This is a genomic window from Mesorhizobium sp. EU05-FHT14A09 (assembly GCF_058790995.1).
Window position 1 is genome coordinate 415,330 of sequence record NZ_JBYTDF010000004.1, and the last position, 25,781, is coordinate 441,110.

The 25,781-nt window shown below is 61.2% G+C and carries 26 protein-coding genes, 1 tRNA gene and 1 pseudogene; 11 read left to right on the forward strand and 17 right to left on the reverse strand.

Going from position 1 to position 25,781, the window contains the following annotated elements; translation table 11 throughout:
* Positions 1 to 153: 153 nt before the first annotated feature.
* Complete coding sequence (gene pdxR, locus AC3WTO_RS16970; protein WP_492461915.1) at positions 154 to 1,653, reverse strand: MocR-like pyridoxine biosynthesis transcription factor PdxR; 1,500 nt, start codon at positions 1,651 to 1,653, stop codon at positions 154 to 156.
* Between the two features lie 374 nt (positions 1,654 to 2,027).
* Here pdxR and AC3WTO_RS16975 point away from each other — a divergent pair, with 374 nt between their 5' ends.
* Positions 2,028 to 3,104 carry a D-alanine--D-alanine ligase family protein gene (locus AC3WTO_RS16975; protein ID WP_492461916.1) on the forward strand — a complete coding sequence of 359 codons (1,077 nt, stop codon included), beginning with the start codon at positions 2,028 to 2,030 and terminating at the stop codon, positions 3,102 to 3,104.
* 646 nt (positions 3,105 to 3,750) lie between these two features.
* Here the strand turns inward: AC3WTO_RS16975 and AC3WTO_RS16980 are convergent.
* Complete coding sequence (locus tag AC3WTO_RS16980) at positions 3,751 to 4,512, reverse strand: LysR family transcriptional regulator (RefSeq protein ID WP_492461917.1); 762 nt, start codon at positions 4,510 to 4,512, stop codon at positions 3,751 to 3,753.
* 113 nt (positions 4,513 to 4,625) lie between these two features.
* Between AC3WTO_RS16980 and AC3WTO_RS16985 the strand changes: the two genes are divergently transcribed.
* On the forward strand, positions 4,626 to 5,372 hold the full coding sequence (locus AC3WTO_RS16985; RefSeq protein WP_492461918.1) for a sulfite exporter TauE/SafE family protein: 747 nt from the start codon (positions 4,626 to 4,628) through the stop codon (positions 5,370 to 5,372).
* A gap of 902 nt (positions 5,373 to 6,274) precedes the next feature.
* Here the strand turns inward: AC3WTO_RS16985 and AC3WTO_RS16990 are convergent.
* Both AC3WTO_RS16990 and AC3WTO_RS16995 read right to left on the reverse strand, forming a co-directional pair.
* Positions 6,275 to 6,929 (reverse strand): annotated as a pseudogene (locus tag AC3WTO_RS16990) (peptidoglycan L,D-endopeptidase MepK); the annotation flags it as partial.
* A 420-nt stretch (positions 6,930 to 7,349) separates the two neighbouring features.
* Positions 7,350 to 7,425: transfer RNA gene (locus AC3WTO_RS16995), tRNA-Ile, on the reverse strand.
* A gap of 131 nt (positions 7,426 to 7,556) precedes the next feature.
* Between AC3WTO_RS16995 and AC3WTO_RS17000 the strand changes: the two genes are divergently transcribed.
* Complete coding sequence (locus AC3WTO_RS17000) at positions 7,557 to 8,267, forward strand: SIMPL domain-containing protein (RefSeq protein ID WP_492461919.1); 711 nt, start codon at positions 7,557 to 7,559, stop codon at positions 8,265 to 8,267.
* Positions 8,268 to 8,370: 103 nt separating this feature from the next.
* Here AC3WTO_RS17000 and AC3WTO_RS17005 read toward each other — a convergent pair whose 3' ends face one another.
* A complete protein-coding gene (locus AC3WTO_RS17005) occupies positions 8,371 to 8,769 on the reverse strand; it encodes a hypothetical protein (RefSeq protein ID WP_129413949.1) in 399 nt (132 codons plus the stop codon).
* A 193-nt stretch (positions 8,770 to 8,962) separates the two neighbouring features.
* On the reverse strand, positions 8,963 to 9,412 hold the full coding sequence (locus AC3WTO_RS17010; protein WP_492461920.1) for a YcgN family cysteine cluster protein: 450 nt from the start codon (positions 9,410 to 9,412) through the stop codon (positions 8,963 to 8,965).
* Positions 9,413 to 9,570: 158 nt separating this feature from the next.
* Between AC3WTO_RS17010 and AC3WTO_RS17015 the strand changes: the two genes are divergently transcribed.
* Both AC3WTO_RS17015 and AC3WTO_RS17020 read left to right on the forward strand, forming a co-directional pair.
* Positions 9,571 to 11,838: an OmpA family protein gene (locus AC3WTO_RS17015; protein ID WP_492461921.1), complete on the forward strand. Its 2,268-nt coding sequence runs from the start codon at positions 9,571 to 9,573 to the stop codon at positions 11,836 to 11,838.
* Positions 11,839 to 12,192: 354 nt separating this feature from the next.
* Positions 12,193 to 12,714, forward strand: a complete 522-nt coding sequence (locus AC3WTO_RS17020; RefSeq protein WP_492461922.1) for a TIGR00645 family protein — start codon at positions 12,193 to 12,195, stop codon at positions 12,712 to 12,714.
* Positions 12,715 to 12,753: 39 nt separating this feature from the next.
* Here the strand turns inward: AC3WTO_RS17020 and AC3WTO_RS17025 are convergent, their stop codons facing one another.
* The 3 genes from AC3WTO_RS17025 to AC3WTO_RS17035 all read right to left on the reverse strand — a co-directional run bounded on the left by AC3WTO_RS17025 (position 12,754) and on the right by AC3WTO_RS17035 (position 15,279).
* Entirely contained in the window at positions 12,754 to 13,620 is an 867-nt protein-coding gene (locus AC3WTO_RS17025) for an SDR family oxidoreductase (RefSeq protein ID WP_492461923.1), read from the reverse strand.
* Positions 13,621 to 13,813: 193 nt separating this feature from the next.
* Entirely contained in the window at positions 13,814 to 14,401 is a 588-nt protein-coding gene (locus AC3WTO_RS17030; protein ID WP_492461924.1) for a helix-turn-helix transcriptional regulator, read from the reverse strand.
* Positions 14,402 to 14,409: 8 nt separating this feature from the next.
* Positions 14,410 to 15,279 (reverse strand): S1C family serine protease, encoded by an 870-nt coding sequence (locus AC3WTO_RS17035; RefSeq protein ID WP_492461925.1) that lies wholly within the window; start codon positions 15,277 to 15,279, stop codon positions 14,410 to 14,412.
* A gap of 169 nt (positions 15,280 to 15,448) precedes the next feature.
* Between AC3WTO_RS17035 and AC3WTO_RS17040 the strand changes: the two genes are divergently transcribed.
* Entirely contained in the window at positions 15,449 to 16,402 is a 954-nt protein-coding gene (locus AC3WTO_RS17040) for a S1C family serine protease (protein WP_492461926.1), read from the forward strand.
* Positions 16,403 to 16,404: 2 nt separating this feature from the next.
* On the opposite strand, the gene AC3WTO_RS17045 is transcribed toward AC3WTO_RS17040, so the two are convergent.
* A complete protein-coding gene (locus tag AC3WTO_RS17045; protein ID WP_492461927.1) occupies positions 16,405 to 17,418 on the reverse strand; it encodes a zinc-binding alcohol dehydrogenase family protein in 1,014 nt (337 codons plus the stop codon).
* A gap of 87 nt (positions 17,419 to 17,505) precedes the next feature.
* On the opposite strand from AC3WTO_RS17045, the gene AC3WTO_RS17050 reads away from it, so the two are divergent.
* Entirely contained in the window at positions 17,506 to 17,889 is a 384-nt protein-coding gene (locus tag AC3WTO_RS17050; protein WP_492461928.1) for a winged helix-turn-helix transcriptional regulator, read from the forward strand.
* Here AC3WTO_RS17050 and AC3WTO_RS17055 read toward each other — a convergent pair.
* Together AC3WTO_RS17055 and AC3WTO_RS17060 are read right to left on the reverse strand one after the other, a co-directional pair.
* Positions 17,886 to 18,821 carry an arginase family protein gene (locus AC3WTO_RS17055; protein WP_492461929.1) on the reverse strand — a complete coding sequence of 312 codons (936 nt, stop codon included), beginning with the start codon at positions 18,819 to 18,821 and terminating at the stop codon, positions 17,886 to 17,888. The two genes, AC3WTO_RS17050 and AC3WTO_RS17055, sit on opposite strands and share 4 nt — an antisense overlap.
* Before the next feature lie 110 nt (positions 18,822 to 18,931).
* Positions 18,932 to 19,357: a VOC family protein gene (locus AC3WTO_RS17060; protein ID WP_492461930.1), complete on the reverse strand. Its 426-nt coding sequence runs from the start codon at positions 19,355 to 19,357 to the stop codon at positions 18,932 to 18,934.
* Positions 19,358 to 19,425: 68 nt separating this feature from the next.
* On the opposite strand from AC3WTO_RS17060, the gene AC3WTO_RS17065 reads away from it, so the two are divergent.
* Positions 19,426 to 20,028, forward strand: a complete 603-nt coding sequence (locus AC3WTO_RS17065; RefSeq protein ID WP_492461931.1) for a TetR/AcrR family transcriptional regulator — start codon at positions 19,426 to 19,428, stop codon at positions 20,026 to 20,028.
* Here the strand turns inward: AC3WTO_RS17065 and AC3WTO_RS17070 are convergent.
* Entirely contained in the window at positions 19,971 to 20,972 is a 1,002-nt protein-coding gene (locus AC3WTO_RS17070; RefSeq protein ID WP_492461932.1) for a LysR family transcriptional regulator, read from the reverse strand. The two genes, AC3WTO_RS17065 and AC3WTO_RS17070, sit on opposite strands and share 58 nt — an antisense overlap.
* 120 nt (positions 20,973 to 21,092) lie before the next feature.
* Here AC3WTO_RS17070 and AC3WTO_RS17075 point away from each other — a divergent pair, with 120 nt between their 5' ends.
* Complete coding sequence (locus AC3WTO_RS17075) at positions 21,093 to 21,740, forward strand: FMN-dependent NADH-azoreductase (RefSeq protein WP_492461933.1); 648 nt, start codon at positions 21,093 to 21,095, stop codon at positions 21,738 to 21,740.
* A gap of 72 nt (positions 21,741 to 21,812) precedes the next feature.
* On the opposite strand, the gene AC3WTO_RS17080 is transcribed toward AC3WTO_RS17075, so the two are convergent.
* Both AC3WTO_RS17080 and AC3WTO_RS17085 read right to left on the reverse strand, forming a co-directional pair.
* Positions 21,813 to 22,109: an HlyU family transcriptional regulator gene (locus AC3WTO_RS17080; protein ID WP_492461934.1), complete on the reverse strand. Its 297-nt coding sequence runs from the start codon at positions 22,107 to 22,109 to the stop codon at positions 21,813 to 21,815.
* Between the two features lie 143 nt (positions 22,110 to 22,252).
* Entirely contained in the window at positions 22,253 to 22,909 is a 657-nt protein-coding gene (locus AC3WTO_RS17085) for a PadR family transcriptional regulator (RefSeq protein ID WP_492461935.1), read from the reverse strand.
* Between the two features lie 264 nt (positions 22,910 to 23,173).
* Here AC3WTO_RS17085 and AC3WTO_RS17090 point away from each other — a divergent pair, with 264 nt between their 5' ends.
* Positions 23,174 to 23,437, forward strand: a complete 264-nt coding sequence (locus AC3WTO_RS17090) for a DUF2798 domain-containing protein (protein ID WP_492461936.1) — start codon at positions 23,174 to 23,176, stop codon at positions 23,435 to 23,437.
* Between the two features lie 60 nt (positions 23,438 to 23,497).
* On the opposite strand, the gene AC3WTO_RS17095 is transcribed toward AC3WTO_RS17090, so the two are convergent.
* Entirely contained in the window at positions 23,498 to 23,923 is a 426-nt protein-coding gene (locus tag AC3WTO_RS17095) for a secondary thiamine-phosphate synthase enzyme YjbQ (RefSeq protein ID WP_492461937.1), read from the reverse strand.
* 15 nt (positions 23,924 to 23,938) lie between these two features.
* Positions 23,939 to 24,553, reverse strand: coding sequence for a LysE family translocator (locus tag AC3WTO_RS17100; RefSeq protein WP_492461938.1), 615 nt, complete (start codon positions 24,551 to 24,553; stop codon positions 23,939 to 23,941).
* A 380-nt stretch (positions 24,554 to 24,933) separates the two neighbouring features.
* On the opposite strand from AC3WTO_RS17100, the gene AC3WTO_RS17105 reads away from it, so the two are divergent.
* Positions 24,934 to 25,665 (forward strand): DUF930 domain-containing protein, encoded by a 732-nt coding sequence (locus AC3WTO_RS17105; protein WP_492461939.1) that lies wholly within the window; start codon positions 24,934 to 24,936, stop codon positions 25,663 to 25,665.
* Positions 25,666 to 25,781: the final 116 nt, after the last annotated feature.

Consider the following 25,781-nt stretch of genomic DNA (forward strand, 5'->3'; position numbering starts at 1 on the left):
TGATTAGACCATAGTCATCAACTGGAGCAGAGATAAGGTCCAGTTTTCGATCATTTTGCCAAGCCAGTTCATAGGCAGGCACCGCAAAGCTCTGGTCCGGAGCGGCAGTCGTGTTCAGCAGCCGGCCAATCATTTTCAGGGGCCGGGCCGGTGCTAGACGGCAGACCATCTGCCATTCTTGAATACGTCGGCCAAAAGCTTCGTCCCCAGATCGGCTTCCCTTTCAGAAAGCCCCGAAAATCCCAACATCAGCCTTGAGGTGTCGGAAGATGCGACATTCATTCGGGAAAGGGGCATGACAACAACGCCTTTTCCCAACGCAGCTTTTGATATCTCGGTATCGTTGCTCCAAGTCCCGGTACTGAACGCGGTCAGATTGATACCCTGATCGGGGAGCACGACAGCCAGATGTTCGCTGGTGCGTTCGGCCAAAAAGCCAGCAAGCAAGTCCCGGCAAGCCCGCAGCCGCTCCCTGAGCCGGCGCAGATGCGCCGGAAAATATCCTTCGTTGAGAAAATCCGCGACCACCCGCTGCTGGAATGTCGGTGGGCATCGGTCGAGCGCAGGACGTATCGCCCTGAACACCGGAACGAGGTCTATCGGGACAACGAGATACCCAAGACGCAGGCTTGGCAACAAGGCTTTGCTGAAAGTGCCTGAGTAAAGTACTCGATTGGCCTGATCGAGGCCCTGCAGCGATGCGATCGGATGTCCGTCATAGCGAAATTCGCTGTCGTAATCGTCCTCTACAATCCAGCAGCCATGTTCCCGAGCATAAGAAAGAAGCTCCAGTCGTCGCGGTAGCGAAAGAACGGAACCAACTGGATACTGGTTCGAGGGTGTCACGTAGAACAATGCTGGCGGTCGCAAAGCCCCGTCAGTCAGCTTCTCCAACACGATCCCTTCGCGATCCACGGGAAGACCGACGATCTTTGCACCATTGAGGTTTAAGCATTGTCGGGCTGGCGGATAACAGGGATCCTCAACGATGGCGGTATCATCAGGCGACGCAAGCACACGAAATGCGAGATCGAGCGCCTGTTGCGTCCCAGCCGTGACAAACACCTGTTCAGCCGTGCACTTTACGCCTCGCGAAACCGCAAGATGGGCAACGATAGCGCTTCGGAGTTTCGGTTCACCCTGAATGTCTCCGTAGCCTTCGAAAGCATAGTTTCTATGTCTGCTGGCAATTCGGTTCAGCAATCCCGCTGTCCGCTCGTCATGAGCAATTCGGCCAGTGACAAAGGGCAGTGTCTTCTGCGGCTCCAGACTGGGCCCGGAAGTAAGGACCCTGGTGACAGCTCTGGAAAGGACGCGGGTTGTCGAGCAGGATGTCGGCTCGTTGTACTCGCCAGTTTTCGGCTGTCCGTCGGGAACGCCCGCTGAAATGTAGGTTCCTGACCCATGGCGGGCCGTGGCATACCCTTCCGCGATCAGTATTTCGTATGCCTCAGAAATCGTACCTCGAGACAGTTTCCATTCCAGGGATGCCAGGCGGGTAGAAGGCAGCCTCTGGCCTGCATTCAATCGCCCATCGGCAATTGCCTTGCGCAGAGCAACGTAAAGCTGCCGCGCCAGCGGAGCTGTTGAAGACGGCTCAATGTCCGGTTGGAAAACGGCCGACGGGGCTTCCCCTCGCCTTTTCATATGCATCGTCGCTTCGTCCAAGTGGCTTATGGCGAACTTTTACAGTGGCTCTTTAAAATGAATCAATGATGATCTTTTAGTGGGCCACTTACAGATTCACCGCCAACGACCTCGCGGAAAGCAGAATGGAATGCCGTCCGCCAAAGCATCATTTTCAACCCTCCGGAAACCCTCGGCACCACTCCCCCTTGTTATGTTCTGAAGGTTGAGAAAGGCCCCTCACGGAGGCGCCAAAAACCTTCCGGTCATACCCGATCTCAACCGTGCAGTGGCCGAATTGCCAGCAAAAACATGCTGCCATTCACCGTCTGCGACAGCCCGGCAATCCCCGGTTCGCCATTGGTCTTCGACCTCCTTTCAAAACAGCCTTTGGAGTTTCAATGCCTATCTCCTCAACAAGACTGCGGATCGCCGTGCTTTTCGGCGGACGCTCCAGCGAGCACGATATTTCCGTGCTTTCGGCAACCAATGTCATGAGGGCTTTGGCTCCTGCGAAGTACAATCCCATTCCCATCTTCGTTACCCGCGAAGGACGATGGCTGCTGAGCCGTTTCGAGGGCGGGGTCCTCGCGACGCCGGAAAGTGGCACAGAGATTTCTCTCCTTCCTGGCGGCCGCGGTCGAATGATCGCGATTGAAGCCGATGGCAGAATGGCTCCGGCCGAAACGATCGACATACTGTTTCCCATGTTGCACGGGCTCCACGGCGAAGATGGTTCGGTGCAGGGACTTGCGGAAGTCGCACGCGTACCGCTTGCGGGCTGTGGCATTCTTGGCTCCGCCGCAGCACTGGACAAAGTTGTGGCCAAACAATTGCTGCGAGCCGCCGGCATTCCTGTCGCTCGAGCGGTGACGATTACCCCCGAGACGGAACCCGACCCCGTGGCACTGGAGGGTGAACTGGGACTTCCGATCTTCATCAAACCCAGCCGACAGGGATCCTCGGTCGGCGTCAGGAAAGTCCTCGAACGCCAGGAGTTGGTGGCAGCATTGGCCGAGGGTTTTAAACATGACCGCTGCGTGCTCGCCGAGGAATTCATTCCTGGACGCGAGATTGAGTTCAGCGTGCTGGAGGACACATCCGGTGAGGTATTCGTTTCCTGTCCTGGAGAGATTGTTCCGGCCACGAGCCACGGTTTCTACAGCTTCGACGCAAAATACATCGACAAGGATGGCGCAGCACAGAAGGTACCTGCCGAACTGCCAGACGAGATCGAAGCGGAGATGCGGGAAATGGCAGCCAGGGCCTTCCGGGCAGTCGGCTGCGACAGCATGGCACGCGTCGACTTTTTTCTAACCCCGGACATGAAGTTCATTGTGAACGAGGTAAACACCATTCCGGGCTTCACCGACATCAGTATGTATTCAAAGGCTCTGGTAGCGAGCGGGATCAGCTATCCCGAGATTATCGACTGTATCGTTGCCCACGGCTTCACCCGGGCTGGCCGGGCAGCCTGAAGCTGCCCGCAACAAAGACTCGGGCGAGGATTGCTCATCGAGCGTTGTGACGTGAGACCGCACGATATCGAAACGTGAGGCCCCCAGCGGCGATCTTTGCTCGACATCGTAGTTTTGGCGATTTCCAGATAAAGAGGCAGGACATTCATTCCATGGAAAATGAGACAAAGCTCCCCAAAGGGCGAAGAACATCCGCCTATGTCACAGGAGTGGGCCTTATCGCTGGGGTCGTGGCAAGTGCAATGACTGGGCAATGGTGGCTTGTAGCCGTCGGCCTTGTTCTGGGGGCTGGCATCGGACAGGCTCTCAAACGATAACTGAACGTCGAGGCACATCGTTCTACGCTCATGCCTTACATCTGACCGCCACATTTCTGCGTTCGGGTCTCCATGGAACGATAGACGTCGTCCTCGGAGCTAAGCCAATCGCCATAGCGCACTCGCGCGGAAGGTACACGCAATCCCTCTGCTGGACGCAACGGACAACAACTTGAACTTCCGAGGCGACTGCGCCCGTCGCGCGAAAGTTAAGGTCAAACTTTTCCCTTGCTTTCCAGATGATCCAGCAGACCCTGTGCCAACGGGGTAAGGCCGTCCTCCGCTTTTGTGCAAAGTGACAGTCGCCGCATCGCCCAGTTTTCTGAAAGTCAGATAATCACGATCGCTGCCGCCTGCCGATAACGGCGGGCTGCAGATTCTGGGACGATGCCAACCCCAACGCCACGGCCCGCCATGTGGCAGATATCTGCGAAACTGTGCAGTCCAATGCGCGTTCTCAGGTGCAAACCGATCCTCGCGGCCTGCATGCCAAGATGTTCCCGCAACGCCCCGCTGGCCAAGGCGATGAAGGGCTCGCCTGCCAGATCGGCAAGTCGTATCTGCCGCACGCGAGCAAGAGTATGACCCCTCGCTGCCACCACTACCAGTCTGTCAGACGCGAAGGGGCGCAATAGCAGGCCTGCCGTTTCGACAGAATCTGAAAGCACGCCTATTTCCGCAAAGCCTAGGGTAACGCTGCGAGCGATGTCGGCGCTCTGGCGTTCCTTCAATTCGATATCCGCCTGCGGATGTGCGGCCAACCATGGCGCAAGACGAGAGGGCAAGACCTCAGTGATCGCCGCTGTGTTGGCCATCAGACGGATCTTGGTACGGACACCTTTGGCAAATTGACCTATTTCACCGCGCATCAGTTCCATCTGATGCAAGATCAGACGGGCGTGATGCAGAAGGGTTAGCCCAGCTTCCGAAGGCTTGACGCCGCGCCGATTTCGTTCGAGCAAACGTGCTCCGCTCACGTCCTCCATCTCGCGCAACCGTTCACTGGCGGCAGCAAGCGACAGGCCAACAGCCGCCGCACCGTGGGTGATGCTGCCAGCTTCAGCCACCGCAAGGTAGAGCCGCAGATCCATGTGGTCGAATCTCATCAGGAGAGAGTAACGCCGAATCAGCCTTCGGAATAGCCAAAGGCAAACATGGGAACTTCCGCATTGCGCAGCGGCCGCGACAGGCTAGCGTGGCAGACATGAGTGCCTTTTCTCTATCTCTCGTTCTTGCCGTAACCACGACCTTTTTCGCCGCCGGGATTGTCAAAGGTCTAACGGGCATGGGCTTGCCTACGGTTGCAATGGGAGTCTTGGGGGCGTTCATTTCGCCGCTGACGGCCGCCACCCTGTTGATCATGCCCTCATTCGTCACCAACCTGTGGCAGTTGATCGCCGGGCCTGCTTTCGGGACGGTTTCGCGCAGGCTTTGGTCGATGATGCTGGCTATCTGCGCAGGTACCGTACTGGGCGCAACCTGGCTGGCGAATAACGACACCGGAGCGACCACTGCCCTGGGGTTAGCGCTGGTATTTTATGCCGGGTACACGCTATTCGGACGACAGCTCCACATTCCCAAACGGGCTGAGCCATGGCTTTCGCCTCTGATCGGCGCGATGACCGGTGTCGTAACCGGTTGCACAGGAGTTTTTGTCATTCCGGCGGTGCCATACCTGCAAGCTCTCGGATTTTCGCGGGACGATCTGGTTCAGGCGCTGGGATTGTCGTTCACCGTCTCGACGGTTGCCTTAGCCGTAGGGCTCGGGAGTCATGGCGCATTTGAACTAGAGGTAATGGGTTTCTCGCTATTGGCCCTTGTTCCCGCATTGATTGGAATGTGGGTGGGCCAAAACCTCCGCAGCCGGATCAGCCCGGCTTCGTTTCGCAGAGTGTTTCTCTGGTGCCTCTTACTTCTGGGCACCGAGATGATTTTTCGGCCGCTTTTCTAGGCGCTAGATCGCGAGCATTGATCGGACGTAGCTCTATCGGACTGAGAAGATGTGACGACGCGATCATATCCCAGATTAGAACGGAAACGCCTCCTTAGGGGGATATTGTCTCCAGACGGCTACGCGTCCAGCCCTTCTTCTGGGCTATGCGGGCATTCCGCCAAATGACATAAAGAAGCCGGTGAAGCGCCTAAGCACAGTGTTTCAGCAGGCCAGGGTTACCAGTTGACAGGTCGCGTGCTGGGGCCTTGATCTTCAGCTTTCTCGCCCGCCCGTCGTTCGCTTGTCGCCGCTGAGCGGAGAGATCTCGACGGCGGGAGCAAGAATGATCACGAGCACTCAACCGTCCGACCAGAAGTCACCATCAAGCGGCTTCTGCGGGTCGGCAGGTGTGTTGTTCGATCCCGGTGGACTGCGAACCTCCTCAATGCTTGCCACGGCACTCCGCAGGCCAGCCGGAAGGCGCATCCGATTCAGTTCCTTGGCGGTCGCAAACGCCCACGCAAGGAGCGCGGCATCCGAAATCGCCCATTGCGCTTGCACGCCAGCCGATCCTGAAGCAGCGAGCTGGGACTCCATTGAATTTGGCTGCCGCAGGAAACCCGTCTTGTGCGCGCGAATGAACGATGCGGAAGGAACAAAGGCAGTCATACTCAGCGGACGCACGTTGTCAGCGGCAGTGGATCGGAATGTCGGGATCGGCGCGCCAATCGCCGCGAGATCAATGAAAGAGGGCTCCGAGGTAGCCTTGACACCGGCGATCTGCAAGGCGGCAGCCTCAAGCGCACGGCTCTTGCGGGTTGGCAGCATGGCGGTGAGCAGCGTGCCTCTGGACGGCGACGCGTCGTCTGTCGATTTCGGTTTTCCTGCGGTGCTGGCGGCTATAGCAGGCCCCGCTTTGATGCGCCGCCTGTAGTCCGCCATCGCAAGATCATAGGCTGGCAACGCCTTGCCATCGGCGGGTAGATGCAATGTCCGACCATTCGGGAAAATGCGCGCGAGTTCCTGGCGCGACATGCGCGGCCAGGCGCGCACGTTCCCCACGTCGAGGTGGACGAAGGGGGATCCTGAGGTCGGATAGTAGCCGACGCCACCGATCTGCAACTGCATGGCGATCTCCCGCAGCCGCGAAAGCTTGACGCCGGGAATATAGAAATCCATCGCCTTGCCCAGCATATGCTGGCTGTTCTTTGCGACCCCGCTGCCGCGAGAGCGGCCGCGCAGCATGTTGTTGGTGGCCGGCGAGCGATAGGCTGAAACGATGTTGATGTAGTCCCTCGCTCCGGCGCGCTGATAGACTTCCCACACCAGGTCGAGCAGCCGCGGGTCCATGCGAGCGGGCTCGTTGCGACGCCAATCACGCAGGAGGCGATTGACCTGTGCGAGCCCTTTCGCGTCATATTTGCCGTTGCGTTTGTAAATGATCGTCTCGCGTTCACCGGTATGAGTGAAGAACAGCTTGAGCGAACGAACCTCCGCGAGGGCTGTCGACGCAGCAGAGATCGAAGCAAAAGCGGCCATCGCAGCAATCACACCTGCCCGGGCGGCACCGTGCATGACCTTTCCAAGCCCTCTTATATGCGCCCGAGACAGAGGCGATAAACACTCGAACACAACACGTTCCGATCAAGCAGGTAGAGCCATTGACAAAGGGAGGCGGCGCCTGAGGCTCGCCAGACTTTATGGTCAACGAAGGGTTAACAAGCCGTTGCTAGGGGAAAGGCAATGGCCGGCATTGGCCCGGGCTCGCAAAATGCTACGGCTGCGCAGATGTGAAGCCGAAGCCTCGACCAGGCAGCTCACGGATGCGCTGGGCCACGATGATATCGATCACGCTGAACTCTATTCGCCTGAAGCATCTCAGGTTCGTCTTGCGAAACAGGGAGTGGACCGGATTGTGCGTCTGGTGACGCGCAAACCGCTGTCTGGCGAACCTTTTGGCGACCCGCCCTCCAGGCAATCGATGAACAGCGATATTGGTGGGCCCGGAGGGACTCGAACCCCCAACCAAGCGGTTATGAGCCGCCGGCTCTAACCATTGAGCTACAGGCCCCACGCGGGCTGGATAGTGTTTTTCCTGTCCCCGCACAAGGCTTTACGAGCGCTCTCGCCAACATCGCCCAAATCAATCCATATTCGACGCTTAATCGGGCCATCGCCACGTGGCGAACAACGGAGTTTTCGATGACCAGAGCCTTTTTGCCCCTCGCCCTTGCCGCCGCCGTCGCACTGCCCTCGATCGCCAGCGCAGCCGAAGCCCCTCAGCCGCCGCGCATCATCGTGTCCGGTGAAGGCGAAGCCACCGTCGCGCCCGATCTCGCTTTGTTGTCGCTCAGCGTCATGCGCGAAGCCAAGACGGCGCGCGAAGCGCTCAACGCCAACAACGATGCCATGGCAGCTGTGATTGCGGCCATGAAGGCCGCCGGCATCGCCGAGCGCGACCTGCAGACGGCAGGCATCCAGATCAGCCCACGCTACAACTACACCAACAAGCCTGACGGCAACCAGGAAGCGGAACTCATCGCCTACCAGGTCACCAACACGCTGTCGGTGCGCGTGCGCGACATCTCCAAGACCGGCGAGATTCTCGACAAGGCCGTCTCGCTCGGCGTCAACCAGGGTGGCGGTATCTCCTTCACCAACGAGAACCCGGCCACCGTCGTCAATGAGGCGCGCAAGAAGGCTGTGGCCGACGCGATTGCCAAGGCCAAGACGCTTGCCGAGGCTGCCGGCGTCAGCGTCGGCAAGGTCGTGGAGATCACCGACCAGAACTATGCGCCTCCGCCCATGCCGATGAATGCCAAGGCTTTCGATGCTGCCGGCGCTTCCGTGCCGGTGCAGGCGGGTGAGAACGCCTACAAGGTCATGGTCAACGTCACCTTCGAACTGAAATAGTGCCGTACGGAGACCGGACGCCGGCCTCCTTTTTCGGACCACGCAAAGGAAAACCCCGCAGGATCGCTCCTGCGGGGTTTTCTTTTGAAGCCTTGGTCGCAGCTTAACGGTAAAGCACCGGGCAACCACGCTCGCGGCCGAACACGACCATGGTGCGTTCGCCATCCTGGCGGCCGGCAACCTTGATCACGCGACGGTTCACGTCGACGATGCGGGCGCGCCAGATGCCCATCCGCTCGGCCTTGTTCAGCGCCCATTCCGGCGAACAGCCGGGACGATCGCGATCCCAGCCACGGTCGCGGCGATCCCAGCCCCGCTCGCGATCCCAGCGATCGCGACGCCAGTCGCGCTGGTCACGATCGCCGGCATAGACACCGAAGCGCGGCTCACCGCTGCCGAGGTTCAGGTAGATGCCGTCGGCCTGCGCCGTGGCGGGGACAGCGGCGAGAGCGCCAAAAGCGACGAAAGCTGAAAGCGCGGCAGCCTTGATCTTGGTCAACATGATCTTCTCCTTGGAAGCGTGTTTGCTTTGAACCCTGTTCGCCGAAGCGATGATCAAACCATAGAGGGAGCAGGCTGAACCGAACGGGAACCGCTCGTTCATGCGAGGTTCATTTCGCTGATGGCTTTAGTCGGGCATGGAAAATGAACGGTGGTGTCACCGCGCACATGCCTGTTCGACGGCACGCCCGGTCTCAGGGCTCCTCGTCGAGCACGTAGTCGAAATAGTCTTCCGGTTCGGCAAGATCGGTTTCGCTCGCGCGCACGCGTCCGCGCATCGAAATGCCGGCTTGATGCACCGTCTCGGCGCTGCCGGAAACCAGCCGATGCCACCAGTAGAGGTCATGCCCTTCGGCAACGAGCCTATAGGCGCAGGTCGAGGGCAACCAGCTGATGGTCCGCACATTCTGCGGCGTGAGGCCAACGCAGTCGGGCACCTTGGCCAACCTGTTGGCGTAGTCATGACACCGACAGGTGCCGGCATCGAAAAGACGGCAAGCGACGCTTGTCCAGTAAATGTCGCCGGTGTCCTCGTCCTCAAGCTTCGACATGCAGCATTTGCCACAGCCGTCGCACAGCGATTCCCATTCAGCCGGAGACATTTCCTCCAGCGTCTTGGTCTTCCAGAACGGTTCGCTTTCCATTCGGCGCATGTGGCGCGCTATGGCGGCCGCGTCAAGCACCTCCCGTCGGCGTCATCAAAACGCCCGTTCGATTCCTCTATTCTCACCGCTGCGGCTCTTGCCGGCCGACCCGGCCGCGCATACGGGCCTCAGCAGCGTCCCCGCAAAGGAGATTCGATATGAAACGCCAACAACGGATTCTGACAGGAACCGCTCTCGGCCTGCTGATGGCCTCGACGCCTCTCGCTGCCCTGCCACTCAAGAACGACCCGACGGCTGGCGTGCCATCCTCGCTGATCCTGGCACAGGCAGAAGGTGACGGTTCGGCCGAAAACGGCCAGCCGCCAGCGGAACAGGCTGCTCCGGAGCCGCAGTCCGAGCCCGTTGCCGCACCTGAACCGCCGCCGCCCCCTGCGCCTGAACCACAACCAGTTGCCGCCCCCGAGCCGGTGGCGGCCCCTGAACCCGCGCCGGCTGTTGAGCAGCCCCCGGAACCAGTACAGGCCCAGCAGCAACCGGAAGCGGCCGAGCCGCCGGCGGAACCTGAACAACCACGCAAGAAACGCAAGCAGAGCGAAGAACAGGCCGAACCGGCGCCCGCAGAGCAGCCCGCGCCAGCTGAAGCCACTCCCGCACAGCCGGAAGCCCCTGCCGCCGAACCGGAACAGCCACGCAAGAAGCGCAAGAGCGAGGAACAGCCTGCGCCGGCAGAGCAGCCTGCACCGGCTGAAGTCACTCCCGCGCAGCCGGAAGCCCCGGCCGTCGAACCGGAACAGCCGCACAAGAAGGGTAAGAAGGAGCAGACCGAGCCTGCGGCCGAGCAGCCGGCTGAAAAGGCGCCTGAGGCCAAGCCTGCCGAACCCGAGCAGAAAGCCGTCGAGCCTGAGCAGAAGCCTGCTGAAAAGCCTGCCAAGGAAGAGCCGGCGGCCAAGCCTGCGGAAGAGCCGACACAGGCGAAACCAGCCGAAAAGCCAGCTGAGCCCGAAGCAAAACCAGCGGACAAGCCGGCAGAACAGCCTGCTGCCAAACCGGCAGAGCAGCCAGCGCAGGGTGGCGACAAGCCTGCCGCGGAGCAATCCAAGCCCGCAGAACCTGCAAAGGATGGCGAGAAGCCAGCGACCGGCGAAAAACCGGCCGATCCAAACGGCACGGCAACCAAGCCCGCCGAGCAGCCTGGCGAACAGCCGAAACCCGGCGAGCCAACGCAGGGTGGACAGCAACCGGCGCCAACCGGTCAGCAACCAGCGACCGGAGAACAGAAGCCGGGCGGACAAACAACCGATGCGCCGGCCGATCCCAATGCCGCGCCGATCTTCGACAGCCAGAAGGAAACCCAGCCTGCGGTCGAGGGACAGAAGGGCGGCAGCACCCAGCCGCAGCAGCCTGGCCAGCCTCCAGCCGGACAACCGGCGACACAGCCTGCGCAGCCGGTTCAGCAGCCGGCGGAAAAGGCGCCGCCGCCCAAGGACGACAAGGCGGCACAGGTGACAATCCAGCCGGAGAAAATCGCTCCAGTGACGGAGGAGAAAGGCACACGGCTTGAACGCGCGCCTGATTTCGACGGACGCCGGCGCCCGCGTCCGGAAGGGGCAGATATCGTCAAGAACTACGGCGACCGCACGATCATCCAGTTCAACAACCAGATCATCGTCGAAAGCAACGACCGTCCCCGCATCACCCGTGACGCGCAGGACGTCTACTATGAAGACCTGCCGCGCGGGCGTACCCGCGAAACGATCGTGCGCGACAACGGCAACCAGATCATCACCATCCGCAACCGCAATGGCGATATCATCAGGCGGTCACGCATCACACCGGACGGTCGCGAATATGTGCTGAGCTACGTCGATGAGCGTTATTATGAAGACATCAGCGAGTGGCGTGACCCAGGCGACGAACTGCCGCCGATCTACATCGACATTCCGCGCCGGGAATACATCCTGGAGTCGGAATACGTCCAAAGCCCCGACGACTATTATGTCTTCCTGGAACGGCCGCCGGTGGAAAAGGTCAAGCGTCTGTATTCGATCGATGAGGTCAAGCGCTCGGCACGCGTCCGCGACATCGCCCGCCGCATCGATCTCGACACGCTGAACTTCGAGTTCGGTTCGGCAACCATTCCCGAAAGCGAGGTCGAGAAGCTGCAAGGCGTCGCCGAGGCCATGCAGAAGCTGCTGGCCAAGAATCCGGCAGAGACCTTCCTGATCGAAGGCCACACCGACGCCGTCGGCTCTGACGTCGCCAACCTGGCGCTGTCCGACCGCCGCGCCGAGGCGGTCGCCAATGCACTGAGCAGCGTCTTCGACGTCCCGCCGGAGAACCTGAGCACGCAAGGCTATGGCGAACGTTACCTCAAGGTGAAAACGCAGAAGCCGGAGCGCGAGAACCGGCGCGTCGCCATCCGCCGCATCACCCCGCTGGTGGCGCCGGTGGCGAGTGCAAAATAGGCACCGTGTCGATACAGCGGTCCGCCGCCGGCGGACCGCTGTATCCTCCTGTTTGTTGCAATGAGCCGCTGCTCACTTTTCCTGGGATTACGCGATCTTCTGCCGGACGCAATTCCGCACGAAAAACCGCTACGGCATTGATTCGCCACATTGGGAGTCCCAGATATTAACGGGGTTCCCTGCCCCGTCCCGTCCTGAACGGGACGTCAAGAGGCCCGGCCGGCTTACTCCACCGACCGGGTCTTTTGTTAGGATCAATTGGCATCGACGGATTCGGCTTGGCGCATTTCGCGTCTTGCCAAGACCGCACCGCCCACTACAAGACCACGCCGACTGGAAGCACGGACGCATCTTATGAAACGCCTCGAACTCGCCATCGAATCCATCATTCTGGCTTCGCGCTGGCTATTGGTGGTCTTCTATCTCGGGCTCGGCCTGGCGCTCGCCATCTATGCACTCTCCTTCGGGAAGAAACTCTACGAGTTCGTGAGCACCGTTATGGTGCTGGGCGATACGGACACGATCCTGAAGATCCTCGGGCTCATCGATGCTGCCCTGGTCGCCTCGCTGGTCGTGATGGTCATCATCTCCGGCTACGAGAACTTCGTCAGCCGTTTCGACGAGCATGAAGGCAAGGTGCACTGGCTGGGCACGATCGATGTCGGCTCGCTGAAGGTCAAGGTCGCCTCGACCATCGTGGCGATCTCATCGATCCATCTGCTGCAGGTGTTCCTGAACTCCTCATCCTATTCCACCGAGCAGTTGATGTGGCTGACCATCATCCACCTCACCTTCGTGCTGTCGGCACTGATGCTGGCCTATATCGACCGGCTGATGGGTCATGGAAAAGGCGACAAGAGCGAGGCGCCAGACTGAGCTGGAGCGTTTCCGTCTTTACCGGAAACGCCTCGATTCTCAGAACAGCCCCGTCACATTGGTGTCCGTCCTGGCGAACACGTCGTCCGGCACGAAGAAATCGCCGGCGAGCGCTCCCTTGGCACCAGGCGCATATTTCGAGAAATCGCTGACACCTTCAGCGCGCAGCACCTCTTCGTCGATGTAGAAATTACCGGTCGCCTCGCGCGACGGCCGCGTCAGGATCGCATGCGCCGCATCGGCCATGATCTCGGGCGAACGGCTCATCGCCGCGACCGTTTCGCCACCGAGAAGATTGCGCACTGCTGCCGTGTCGATCGCCGTCAACGGCCACAGCGAATTGACCGCAATGCCCGCCGAAGCAAACTCCGCACTCATGCCCAGCGTGCACATCGACATGCCGAACTTCGCCATGGTGTAGGCAACGTGGCCCTTGAACCATTTGGCTTTCATGTCGAGCGGCGGCGCCAGATTCAAAATATGAGGGTTCGACGCTAACTTCAGATGCGGAATGCACATTTTGGAAACGAGAAACGTGCCCCGCGTATTGATCTGATGCATCAGATCATAGCGTTTCATGTCGGTCTCGAGCGTACCGGTGAGCTGGATGGCGCTGGCATTGTTGATGCAGATGTCGATGCCGCCGAAACGCTCCATCGTGCGGGCCACCGCTTCCGCGACCTGTGCTTCTTCACGAATGTCGCACAACACTGGAAGCCCCTTGCCACCCGCCTTTTCAATCTCCTCTACCGCAGTGTGGATGGTACCGGGCAGCTTAGGATGTGGCGTATCGGTCTTGGCAGCGATGGTGACATTGGCGCCATCGCGCGCTGCACGCAGCGCGATCGCCAGCCCAATGCCGCGCGACCCACCGGAGATGAACAATGTTTTTCCCTTGAGCGACATGCATCGGCCTCCCTGCAACGAGGCTCGATCCTTGCCCGACCAGGACAAGGATGCAAGGCGCAAGACCGCCGCCGATGCTGACGCTGGGGAGTGTCCAAGCAACTCCAGAAAAAGTGTGTTTCTGTTCGGAATGGCGAAAAACAAAGACTGAGAGCGTTCCCGCATTTCCGTGAAAAACGGAAACACTCTATCACTAAACCAAAACCAACCCCTGTCGCATGGCGATCGCGATCGCGTCGGTGCGATTGGCGGCTCCAAGCTTGGTCAGGATCGCCGCGACGTGGAACTTGGCGGTGTGCACGGAAATATCCAGCCTGCGGGCGATCACCTTGTTGGGCGCGCCTTCGGCAAGCAGCGCCAGCACCTCTGCCTCGCGCGGCGACAATGACGGCCGCGTCGCGGCCTCGTCGTCGCTAGGGTGGTCTCTTGCCTCAGCCGGGAAGTCGGCCGCATCCAAGGCCTCTTCGTCGCGCACTGCATGATATCCGGCCGCCGCCAGTCGCGCCGCGGCGGCGATCAGCCCATCCTCGGCATTCAGCGGCAAAACGGCAAAGACACGGCCCGCATTGCCATTGACGGCGGCGACGGGGCGGGACGACAGGAGCACCAGCGGGATGTCGAGCTGGAGGGCGACGTTGTCGACGATGGCCACGTCGATGCCTGCCACACTGCCGGCCGGAACGGGCATCAGCTCCTCGCCGGCAGCCAGCGACGCGGACAGCCGTTCAGCCCGCCCGGCATCGCCGAGCGCGATCAGCACCGTCAGTTGTCTGCCTGCCATCGATCCTCTCAGTTCAGCGGTTTTTCGCCGATCGTCACCGCGACCTCGCTGCGGCTGCCACCGCGCAGGATGCCGAACGTGACCTCAGCGCCGGCACTGTCCGGGCCCAGCCGGCGCATCAAACCACGCGGCCCTTCCACCGGCTCGCCGTTCCAGGCCACGATGATGTCGCCGACATGCAAGCCGGCAGCCTTGGCCGGACCATTGTCGTCCAATCCCATCACCATGGCACCGACGGTATCGCCATCACGGGCGGGATGCAGGGCAGCTCCCAGATAACCGCGCACGACATGGCCCTTTTCCTTGAGCACAGCCACAGTACGCTCGATCGTCTCGAACGGGATCACCAGCGCGCGACGACGAGGCCCGAACAGAAGCATGCCGATCAGCCCGCCTCTGGCATCCAGCACTGGGCCGCCTTCGAAACGGCCGCCGGCGCCGATAGCCAGATTGATACGCCGGTCGATGGTGCCGCCACGCATCGAACGCCAGGCGGGGCCGACCTCACCGACCGTTCCAAGCACGGCAAGGGCAGCGCCTTCGCTGTTGCCTACTGCAACAGCGACATTGCCAGGCCGCACCGCCCCAGCTTGCGTCAGCACCGGCAGACCGGCGCGGTCTGTCTTCAACAACGCGATGCCCGTCGATGGGTCGCGACCGGCGAGTGTCGCCTTGGCGCGTTCGCCGGAGCTCAATGTCAATTCGATCTCTTCGTCGGCATCGAGTATCTCCTCAGCTGCTACGAAATAACCGGCGCTCCAGTGAAAAGCTGAAGCCGTGCGACCATGATGCACATTGAGACCGGCAAGGGCTGGTGCCGCGCCTTGCGCGATATCTGCGACTGCGTCCGAGAAGGCGCCAAGATTGAAGTCGTTCATGATGACCTCCAGGATTGTTGGTTCCCCAGATATCGCTGGCTGGCATCGGCAATGATACTCGCCTGACGGCTAGGAACACCGGCTGCTGGCCATCTGGTCAGGTCGCGATGAAAGCTCGTGCTCCGCACATATATGCATCGATCCGCTCTTTCACATGGGGAGACCTGTCATGGCGTTGCCAGCTCTCGATTCCACCTCGGCCGATGACAATTTGCTCGATACATATTCCGTCACGGTCGCCGACGCCGTCGACCGCATCGGCCCTGCCGTCTGCCGCATCGAGCGGATCGGCGGACGCGGCGGGCATGGCTCGGGTTTCGTCATTTCACCGGACGGCCTGATCGTCACCAATTTCCATGTCGTCGGCGACGCAAGGGCTGTACGCGTTGCGATGCCTGACGGCAGCGTCGACGAAGGCCGTGTGCTCGGCTCCGACCCGGACACCGACATCGCATTGGTGCGCGCGGGCGGCTCTTTCGCCAATGTCGCGCCGCTCGGCGATTCCAAGCGGCTGCGGCGCGGTCAGATCGCGATCGCCATCGGCAATCCGCTGGGGTTTGAATGGACGGTCACTGCCGGGGTGGTCTCGGCGCTCGGCCGCTCCATGCGCGCCACCACCGGCCGCCTGATCGATGACGTCATCCAGACCGACGCCGCGCTCAATCCCGGCAATTCCGGCGGACCACTCGTGTCTTCCGCCGGCGAGGTCATCGGCGTCAACACCGCCATGATCCCGGGCGCACAAGGCATCGCCTTCGCAGTGGCTTCCAACACGGCCAATTTTGTCATCTCCGAAATCATCCGCTTCGGTCGCGTGCGCCGCGCCTTCATCGGTATTTCCGCCGACACCACCAACCTGCCGCGCCGCGCCGCGCTGCTCTCCCAGGTCACCAGCAGCACCGCGGTGCGACTGCGCAGCATCGAGCCCGGCGGTCCTGCTGCGAAGGCCGGCTTGCAGGAAGGCGATATCATTGCCGCCATCGACGGACGGCCGGTGACCGGCGTCGACGATCTGGTCCGGATGCTCGATGCCGAACGCATCGGCCGCGAGACGGTCTGCACCGTGCTGCGGCGCACCGGCATCAGCCGCATCGCGGTAACGCCGGTGGCCAGGGCTGGTTGAGTTTACCAGCCCGCCAACACGATCTTGCCCAGCGTCGTGCCGGATTCGATCTGGGCATGCGCGCGCTTCAAGTTCGCCGCCGAGATTTTTCCGTAGTTGTCGGTGATGGTCGAGTTGACCTTGCCGGCATCGACCAGTCCGGCAACCTTGGTCAGAAGCTCGTGCTGCCGGATCACATCCGCGGTCTGGTGCACAGGCCGCGCAAACATCATTTCCCAGTGCAGAGACAGCGCCTTCGATTTGAACAGCATGATGTCGAAGGATTTCGGGTCATCGATCAAAGCCACCCTGCCCTGTGGCGCGATCAGCTTGGCGATCTCGGCTGCATGCGCATCGCTGTGGGTCAGAGAAAACACGAAAGCAGGTGCCCCGATCCCAAGTGCCGCCACCTGATCCGCCATCGCCTTGTTGTGGTCGATCACATGATGAGCGCCGCGCGCTTTCACCCATTCGACCGTCTCTGGCCGCGATGCGGTGGCGATGACCGTCAGGTCGGTCAGCGCGCGCAGAAGCTGAATGGCGATCGAGCCGACCCCGCCGGCAGCGCCGACGATAACGATGGCGTTGGCCGCGCCGGCGACCAGCCGGGTTACATCGAGACGATCGAACAGCGCCTCATAGGCCGTGATCGTCGTCAACGGCAGGGCCGCAGCTGCAGCGAAGTCGAGGGAGCGGGGTTTCAGCGCCGCGATGCGCTCGTCGACGAGATGGAACTCGGCATTCGAGCCCTGCCGGTTGATGGCTCCGGCGTAAAAGACCTCGTCGCCGGGTTTGAACAAGCTGACCTCAGGACCGGTTTCAACGACAACGCCGGCGGCATCCCAGCCAAGCACCCTGTGCTGTCCGTCGGTGGGTTGCGCGTTAGCGCGGATCTTGGTGTCGACCGGATTGACCGAAACGGCCTTGACCTCGACCAGTATGTCTCTGCCCGCAGCCTTGGGGCGTGGCAGTTCGATGTCGACAAGGGATGAAGGGGCCGAAATCGGCTGCGGTTCCAGATACCCGATGGCACGCATGGCATGTCTCCTGTTTTGCGTACATGCCAGATGTGCTCTATGTGCGATTGTCGCAAGAATGCACATTTAATGCATATAGTGTCGAAAATGATACCGTGGAGTAATCCCGTGGGCCGCATCCGTCATCAAGATCTGCGCAATTCACCCGCATGCCCTGTGGAGGGCACGTTGGAACTCATCGGCGGCAAGTGGAAAGGCGTCATCCTCTACCACCTCATCCAGCAGGGCACGCTGCGCTTCAACGAATTGCGCCGCAAGATGACCGTCACCCAGCGCATGCTGACCAATCAGTTGCGCGAACTGGAGACGAGCGGCCTCATCGACCGCAAGGTCTATGCGGAGGTGCCGCCGAAGGTCGAATATTCGCTGACCGAGCGCGGACGATCACTGGAGCCGATCATCCTCGCGCTGAAGCGCTGGGGCGACGACAACATCCTCGCCGACGGTTATGTCGCGCCAGGTAGTTGCTAGCGATCTTGTGCTCCTGCGGGCGCGTTGAATCCGTCGAACACGCGACGCAGGAAATCCACCAGCCAGACCGCCAGTTCACCGGTCGGATCCAGGTCCGGATCGAAGATCGTCACATTCATGCCGATGCAACCCGGCCTGGCGACCAGCGCGGCCAGGATGGCGACGAGCTCATCCGGATCGATGCCCGGGCTTCCAGGGGAATCGACAGCCGGCATCACCGTCTGATCGAGCGCGTCGACGTCGAAATGCAGCCAGTGACGACCGCTGCGCGCGAGCGCGGGCTCGGCTTTGCGGAGCACCCCTGCCGCGCCAATCTCCCGTGCGCTGAAGACATCGATCCGTGTGATCTCCGTAGCTTCGATGTCATGCCAGGCATAGTCGGCATCGCGGTTCTCGCGTTCGCCGATCTGGACGACATGATTGTCCTGCAGCAGCGGCCCTTCTATGCCGGGCCACTGTGTGACCAGGGCTTCACCACGGCCGGTCGCAGCCGCCAGGTCCATGCCGGCGGCCGATCCAAGCGGCAGGTCGTCATCGTCATTGCCGGGGTGACGGAAATCACTGTGGCCGTCGACATGAACCAGCGACAACGGCCCTGAACGCCGTGCACCGGCCAGAGCGCCGAGCAGGATCGTGCAATCGCCGCCGATGATCAGCGGAAACGCTCCTCGGCCAACCATATCCGCGACGATATCGGCCAGTCGCAGGTTGAAGCTCCGGAGCGCCGGACCATTGCGCAGCGTCGTGCCTGGCTGCGGTTCGGCGCTGTAGACAGGTCTTTCCAGATCGACGACCCGCAGGGGTACCAACGCTTCGACCAACCCAGCCTCCGTCAGCGCCTGCGGCGCCCGCCAGGTACCGGGCTCATGGCCGGGCCGCAGTGGACGCAAACCGAGATTGAAAGGAGCTCGGATAAGAATGACATCGCGCATGGAAAGGGCCCGGTTCAACGGGCTCAGCATAGGTTGCGCGTGATGCCGGCGCCATTGCGGGCGGGCAGCCTTCCGGATCACTACCGACAGCTTCTGTCAGTTGACCTGCCTTATGCCCCGACAGCCTCCGGCGCGAACTGCGCCAGGAACTCCTCGCTCGGCGGGATCGGCTTGATCACGTCGATCAGAACGCCGTTCGGATCGCGGGTGATGAAGTGGCGCTGGCCGAACGGCTCGTCGCGCAGCGAACGCAGGATCGGCAAGCCGGCCGACGCAATCCGCTCGTGCACGGCATCGACATCCTTCACCTCGAAGTTGATGAGCAAGCCGGAAGCGCGTCCCCTTCCCTCCGCCGGGATGGTCTCGTGATCACCCTGCACGATGCCGAGGTTGACGCGTTTGTCCTCGGACGACTGCAGATGCACATACCAATCGCTTTCGAACAGCGGCTTGAAGCGGAAATGCTCGACATAGAAGGCAGTGGTGCCGGCGACATCACCGGTCATGAGGACGGGATAATAGCTGGTGGTTTTCATGGCTTTCTTTCCTCTCGAAATAAACATACAGTCTGCATGTAGATTGAATTAACATACAGGCTGCATGTATGCAAGAGACGAATTCGCGTCGGTCCAACCGTGACCGCACCGAGGCTACGCGCGGCGATCTGATCGCCGCCGCACGGCGGCTTTTCACCGAAAAATCCTATGCGGAGACCGGTACCCCTGAAATCGTGGCCGCAGCCGGCGTCACGCGCGGCGCGCTCTATCATCACTTCGCAGACAAGCAGGCGCTGTTCCGCGCCGTGGTTGAGGCCGAGGCGGCAGCGGTCGCGGAAGCGATCGAACGGGCCGCGCCGCGCGCACTTTCCGCACGCGACGCGCTGCTGTCCGGCGGGGAGGCTTATGTCACGGCCATGCGCCTCCCCGGCCGCAGCCGGCTGCTGCTGCTCGACGGACCGGCCGTGCTTGGCCGCGTCGAAATGGACGCCATCGATGGCCGGCACGGCAACCGCACCCTGCGCGAGGGGCTGGCGGCAACGATGCGGGCAGGTGATTTGCCCAAGCTGCCGTTGGAAGCGCTGACATCGCTTTTGGGAGCGGCATTCGATCGCGCTGCGCTCGCGGTCGACGCTGGCGCGCCGGCCGAGGACTATCGCGCCGTGCTTGCCGCCGTCATCGACGGGTTGCTGAGCAAGGACCGTTCCTGATCTTCTCTTCTGCGCGCTTCGTCGGTCATGTGCTCGAGTTTCGAACAGACATTCGGCAGTTCCTGACTGAACCGCTCGATCAGCCAGGCGCCAGCCGGCCCGGGCGGTGAATCCGCCCTGTAAAAGGCATGCAAGGGGTAAGGCCGTTCCGGATAAGGTTCGAGATCGAGCACCTTCAAGCGCCCCAGCCGAACATCTTCAAGGATCATCCATGTCGGCAGGCCGCCCCAGCCGAGACCCGACAGGATAAGGTCCCTTTTGGTCGACATGTCCGTCATGCGCCAGGTACGATAGGCAAAGACACTGAATTCCTTGCCCTCGGTGACCTTGCTGACATCGGAGACGACGAGCTGGATATGCTCGCGCACGAAGGCCAGCGGAACCCGACCCTTGTAGGTTGCCAATGGATGGTCAGGGGCAGCAACCGGCACCATTGAAGCCTCGCCGATCCGTACCGACACCAATTCGTCGCCCAGATCATGCGTTTGCCCGCCGAAGCTCAGATCGCTGAGCCGCTGTGCCAGTTGGTCCCAGATCACGCCAAGGGCACCGATATTCAGCTTCAGCGACACGGATGGGAATTCTGCTTCAAAGGCAGCCAGCGTCCTGACCAGCGCGGGCGAAGGCACCGTCACATCGACGGCAATCGTCACTTCTGCCTCCAGGCCGCGTTTCAGCCCGTCAGCACGGGCACGGATATCCTGCAATACACTGACCATGCGGCGCGCGTCCGCCAGCATCGCCTTGCCTTCGACGGTCAGCATCGGCTCGCGCGTGCCCTCACGGGTGAAGAGCCTGAGTTCGAGTTGCGCCTCCAGATTGGCGATGGTGTAGCTGATCACCGACTGCGCGCGATTGAGATGCCGTGCAGCAGCCGAGAAACTGCCGGTTTCCGCCACCGCCAGGAACACCTGCAACTGGTCGAGGGTCGGGTTAGCCAGCATGACCTATCCAATCAATAGATATATTCGATAGATATTTTCCCAATTTTTTAGATCAATGTCGAGCGCTATCTGTTTCTCCGAAAGTAGGCGGTTGCCCGCCAACACCAACGGAGAGCTGAAATGTCCAACATCCTTCTCGTTACCTCGAGCCCACGCGGCGAGGCCTCGCATTCCACGCGGGTCGCGACCGACCTGGCCAGCAAGCTGCAGGCAGCCCTACCCGGCTCCACGCTGACCAGGCGTGACCTCGTCGGCAATCCCCTGCCGCATATCGAACCGGACTACGCCACCGGTATCTACACGCCTGCCGAAGCTCGCACGCCGCGCCAGACCGATCTGGTCGGTGTCTCTGATGCTGCCGTCGACGAACTGTTTGCGGCTGACCACATCGTGCTCGCCACCGGCTTCATCAACTTTTCGATTTCCTCGACCTTGAAGTCCTGGATCGACCACATCTCGCGTTCGGGCAGGACTTTCTCCTACAGTGCAAACGGTCCGAAGGGCCTGGTCACCGGCAAGAAGGTCTATGTCGTGCTGGCCTCCGGCGGCATCTATTCCGAAGGCCCCGCCTCGGTGATGGATTTTGCCGTGCCCTACCTGAAGAGCGTGCTCGCTTTCAACGGCATGACCGATGTGGAAGTCATTCGCGTCGAGGGTGTCGGTATGGGTGAGGACGCTTTGAACGCCGCGCTCGCCAAGGCCGGAAAACAGGTCGACACGCTTGCCGCCTCGGTGGCCGGATCAGCTCTCCAGGCTGCCGCGGCCTGACACGGTCGACCAAAAGCAACAGCCGCCGTGTCGCCACGGCGGCTGTTGTGTTTTTGAAGCCAGAACGGCAGGTCAGCTGAAAATGCGCTCACCTTGTTCGTCGATGAGCTGGACGCCCTTCTTCAACGTGATGTCGACAGCATCATCAAGCCCGGCAAAACGGTCGGCGCGGATGAAACGATGTTCCTTCACGACGCCGTCAATCTCTTTCGAAATGATGCCACAGGTCTGGTACTGACCGTCCGCCTTGTAGGGCGTCGCCGCGATGACGAAGCCCTTATGTTCGATCTCCTTGACCGGCTTGGCCTTGCCGGGCGTTTCCGGCTCACTGCCACCGCCACCACCGAAGAGACGTTTCAGAAAGGACATGGGCGACCTCCACCGGTTCGAGGATGCGACAACTCAAAGCAGTCGGCGCAACTTCCATCCGTTCAGTAGCCGTCCTGAAGACGACGGGCAAGCATGGCGGGGTTCCGCCAACCTGCCCGACTTTTTTGAAAGGCTGACGGGAGTCAGCGCTTGACCAGCGTTTCCAGGGCGTCGGCGGCATCCTTCAGAATGCTGGCGGCCTCGGCCTGCTTGTCTGCCGGTGCTTCAAGGATCTCGGCAAGCGCGGCACGCAGGCGGCGTCGAAGCAGCTTCAGTTCCGGATTGCGACGGTCGTCGCGGTCATGCCGCCGATCGCGATCGTCATCCCAGCCAAACCACTCGCGTGCCTTGGCCATCTTGGCGCTGACTCGCTCGAGGTGTTCGAGCGCGCGCTCGACCATATCGCGGTTTTCCTCCAGATGCGCCTCGCCGGTCTCCGTGATGGAAAACACCTTCTTGGCGCCTTCGGTGGACGAGACCGCATAACCGGCCTCCTCCAGGAAGGTCAGCGTCGGATAAACCACACCCGGGCTTGGGCTGTAGATGCCCGAAGACCGTTCCTCCAGCGCCTTGATGATGTCGTAGCCGTGGCGCGGCGCGTCCGACAGCAGGGAAAGAACGATCAGCTTGAGGTCGCCGTCGCCGAACATGCGACCGGCCCTCAGCATTTCGCCGGGGCCGCCGTGGCCGCGCCGGCCGTGACCGAAGGGGCCCTGACCGCCACGCCCGCCGCCGAAACGGCCGGCCATATGCCAGAACGCGCGCTCGGCGCGCTCCCCGAATGAATGATGTCTGTGCATTGATAACTCCTTACGTTATGTCTTACGATATATCTTAATTAGGAGCGAGCCCTCGACGAGTCAAGATATATCTTACGATGCATCTTATGCGATTTGAAGCGGATGTTGATTTACAGGCGCGCCGCCGCTATATGGGCGGCGAAGGCAATCGCCTCTCCGTAAGCGTCTGACGTCAAGCAACGCATCCAATCCCGGTTCATCCGGGCTGGGCCCATGAGGCCAAGGATGCCCTGCCATGAACCGGACCTTTTTCGGAAAATGTCCATGACAACCTCAAATGCCGCCACGCAGAGCAGGAAGCTTCCTGCGCGCTACGCTTCCGTCATCAGCCCACTCGTTCTTTCGCTGCTGATGACCTTCATCGTTTCATTGATCTCGACGCTGAAGAGCCTCGGTTTCCATCCATCCATGCCAGGTATCTGGATGGTTGCCTGGGGACTGTCCTGGCTGGTCGCCTTCCCGACCCTGCTCGTCGTTCTGCCGGTCGTGCGTCGCATCGTCGGCGTGATCTGCGAGCCCGCACGCTGAGTGGAGGTGCTTCGGCACCTCCGTTTTTTCAGGCCCCTCCCATTTCAGGCCCCTCCTTTTTCAAGCAAGGTGAAGCAACACATCCCGCCGGTGCGGGAGGCTGCGATGCTCGAAGAGATAGATGCCTTGCCATGTGCCGAGCCCGAGCCGGCCACCGACGACCGGGATCGATATCGAGACCAGCGTCAGCGCACTCTTGATGTGCGCCGGCATGTCGTCCGCCCCCTCGAAGCGATGGACAAGATAGTCCATCGCGGGATCATCCGCCGGCGGCACCAGCCTGTGAAAGAAAGCTTCCAGGTCGCGCCTCACATCCGGGTCGGCATTCTCCTGGACGATGAGCGAGCAGGACGTGTGCTGCACGAAAGGGGTCAGCAATCCCGTGTCCATTCCCGAAGCTGCGACGAAGCGCGCAGCCTGGTCCGTGAATTCGTAGAGCCCTGGACCGCTGGTCGCGATGGTGAGTTGTTTCTGCGTACCCGCCACAGTGTCTCGATGCCTCTATTGCTGCGTGGTCAGGGCCAGCTTTGCGCTGAGCGCCACAAAGGCAGCGGCGAAGCTGCGCCGCAGCCAGGTCATCACACGCACGCTACCGATGATGCGATCACGCACCGAAGCCGCGCACAGGCCATAGATGGCGAAGATGATGAAGGTTGCAGCCATGAACACGCCCGACAGTTCCAGCATGCGCGCCAGCACATTGGGTTCGTTGGGGGCGATGAACTGCGGCAGGAAGGCCACGAAGAAGATCGACAGCTTCGGATTGAGCAGGTTGATGAGCACGCCATCGATCAGGACCTGGCGGACGCTGCGTGCATCCGGCTTCGCCTCCACCTTCAGCGCGCCATGCTCGCGCAGGCTCTGCCAGGCCATGTAGAGCAGATAGGCAACGCCGGCATATTTCACGATCTCGAAGGCGATGGCGCTGGCATGCAACAGAGCCGCCAGTCCGGTCAATGCGGCGACCAGATGTGGCACGATGCCCAGCGTGCAGGCGAACGCCGCCAGCACACTCGCCCGACCGCCGCGCGAAAGCCCGGCGGCAAGCGTGTAGACGACGCCGGTGCCCGGCGAGGCGACGATGATCAAAGTGGTGAGCAGGAATTCGGGCGACATGAGCGGGCTCCGGCCGATCGGGTGAGTAGCGCTATCACAGGAGAGACGCCGTGCCTATGCGGCGGCCTCAATGGGTTGCAGTCAGTTCAATGATATCCAAGATTTCCGGCCATCGCATCAAGCGATGCGCCGACGACAACTCCAAGCAATCTTTTCGGCAGCGGACACGGCCGACCAAAAGAAAACCCGGCCAATGACTTGGCCGGGTTTTCCGAATCTGTTCCCCAGCGTGTTGAATCAATTTCTCTAACCTGGTTGCGGCCGTTCCGGCAGAACGTTCCATGCCCTGCAAAGCATCGCTTCCATTCATCACCAAACCGCCGCAGTGTTGCCCTTGGGTCTTGGGTGTCGTTGTCCTCGTGTTTTGACGAACCACTCCCTTGCGCCCTCCATTTGTCACGATCGAGCCAACCGCTGATACCCGAAAAGCTGCTGCCGTCCCTTTCTCGGCGTCGTCGCTGGGCATGAATGCCGAGTTGCGCCTGAGCGTCGGCGCATCCTGCCTGCTGCATCTGCTGCTGTTGGCCGGCCTGATGCTGCTCCCGATCCCGCTGCCACTGCGGTTGCCGCCAATCGAAAGCATCAAGGTCGAGTTCGTGCCGCCGCAGCCGCCTGAACCAGCCCGGCAACGCGAAGCTGCGGCAACGGCCGCGCCGAGCGCTCCGGTAACGCAACCGGTTACCCAGTCGCCGCGCACAGCACCCGCCCCGCCGCCGATGGTCAAGGCCGAGAAACTCTATTCCGCGCAGGTTCTCGCCGATCCCCGCAGCCGTGGCGCGCGCAAGGCCCTGCCCCAATTGGCGCCGCAGGAGCGGATCATCCAACTGTGCAACATAGAGGCCCTTGCACAACTGCGCCGACAGGGAACCGGTTTCCAGCCCGACATGGTCGTTCCATACGCGATGAAAGACATGAAGGTGACAGGCTATGCGCTTGAGGCGAAAGGCGCGGCAATGCGCAGCAGAAAGCATTGGTACGGGCTCGCTTTCAACTGCGAGGTGGCTGAGGATCTGACGTCCGTCGTCGCCTTCGAATTCCTTCTCGGCGCGGAGATCCCGCAAGATCAATGGGTCGACCACAATCTGATCCTGGACGACGGCCCCGACGATTGAGCCAAGTGCGGCCCTTCCTGGGCTAACGGTGGTCGATCCGACAACCCGTTGAATCGGCGATGAAAACGGGCACCGACATTGGCTTTGTATATCTTCGGATATAACTAGACTCTTTT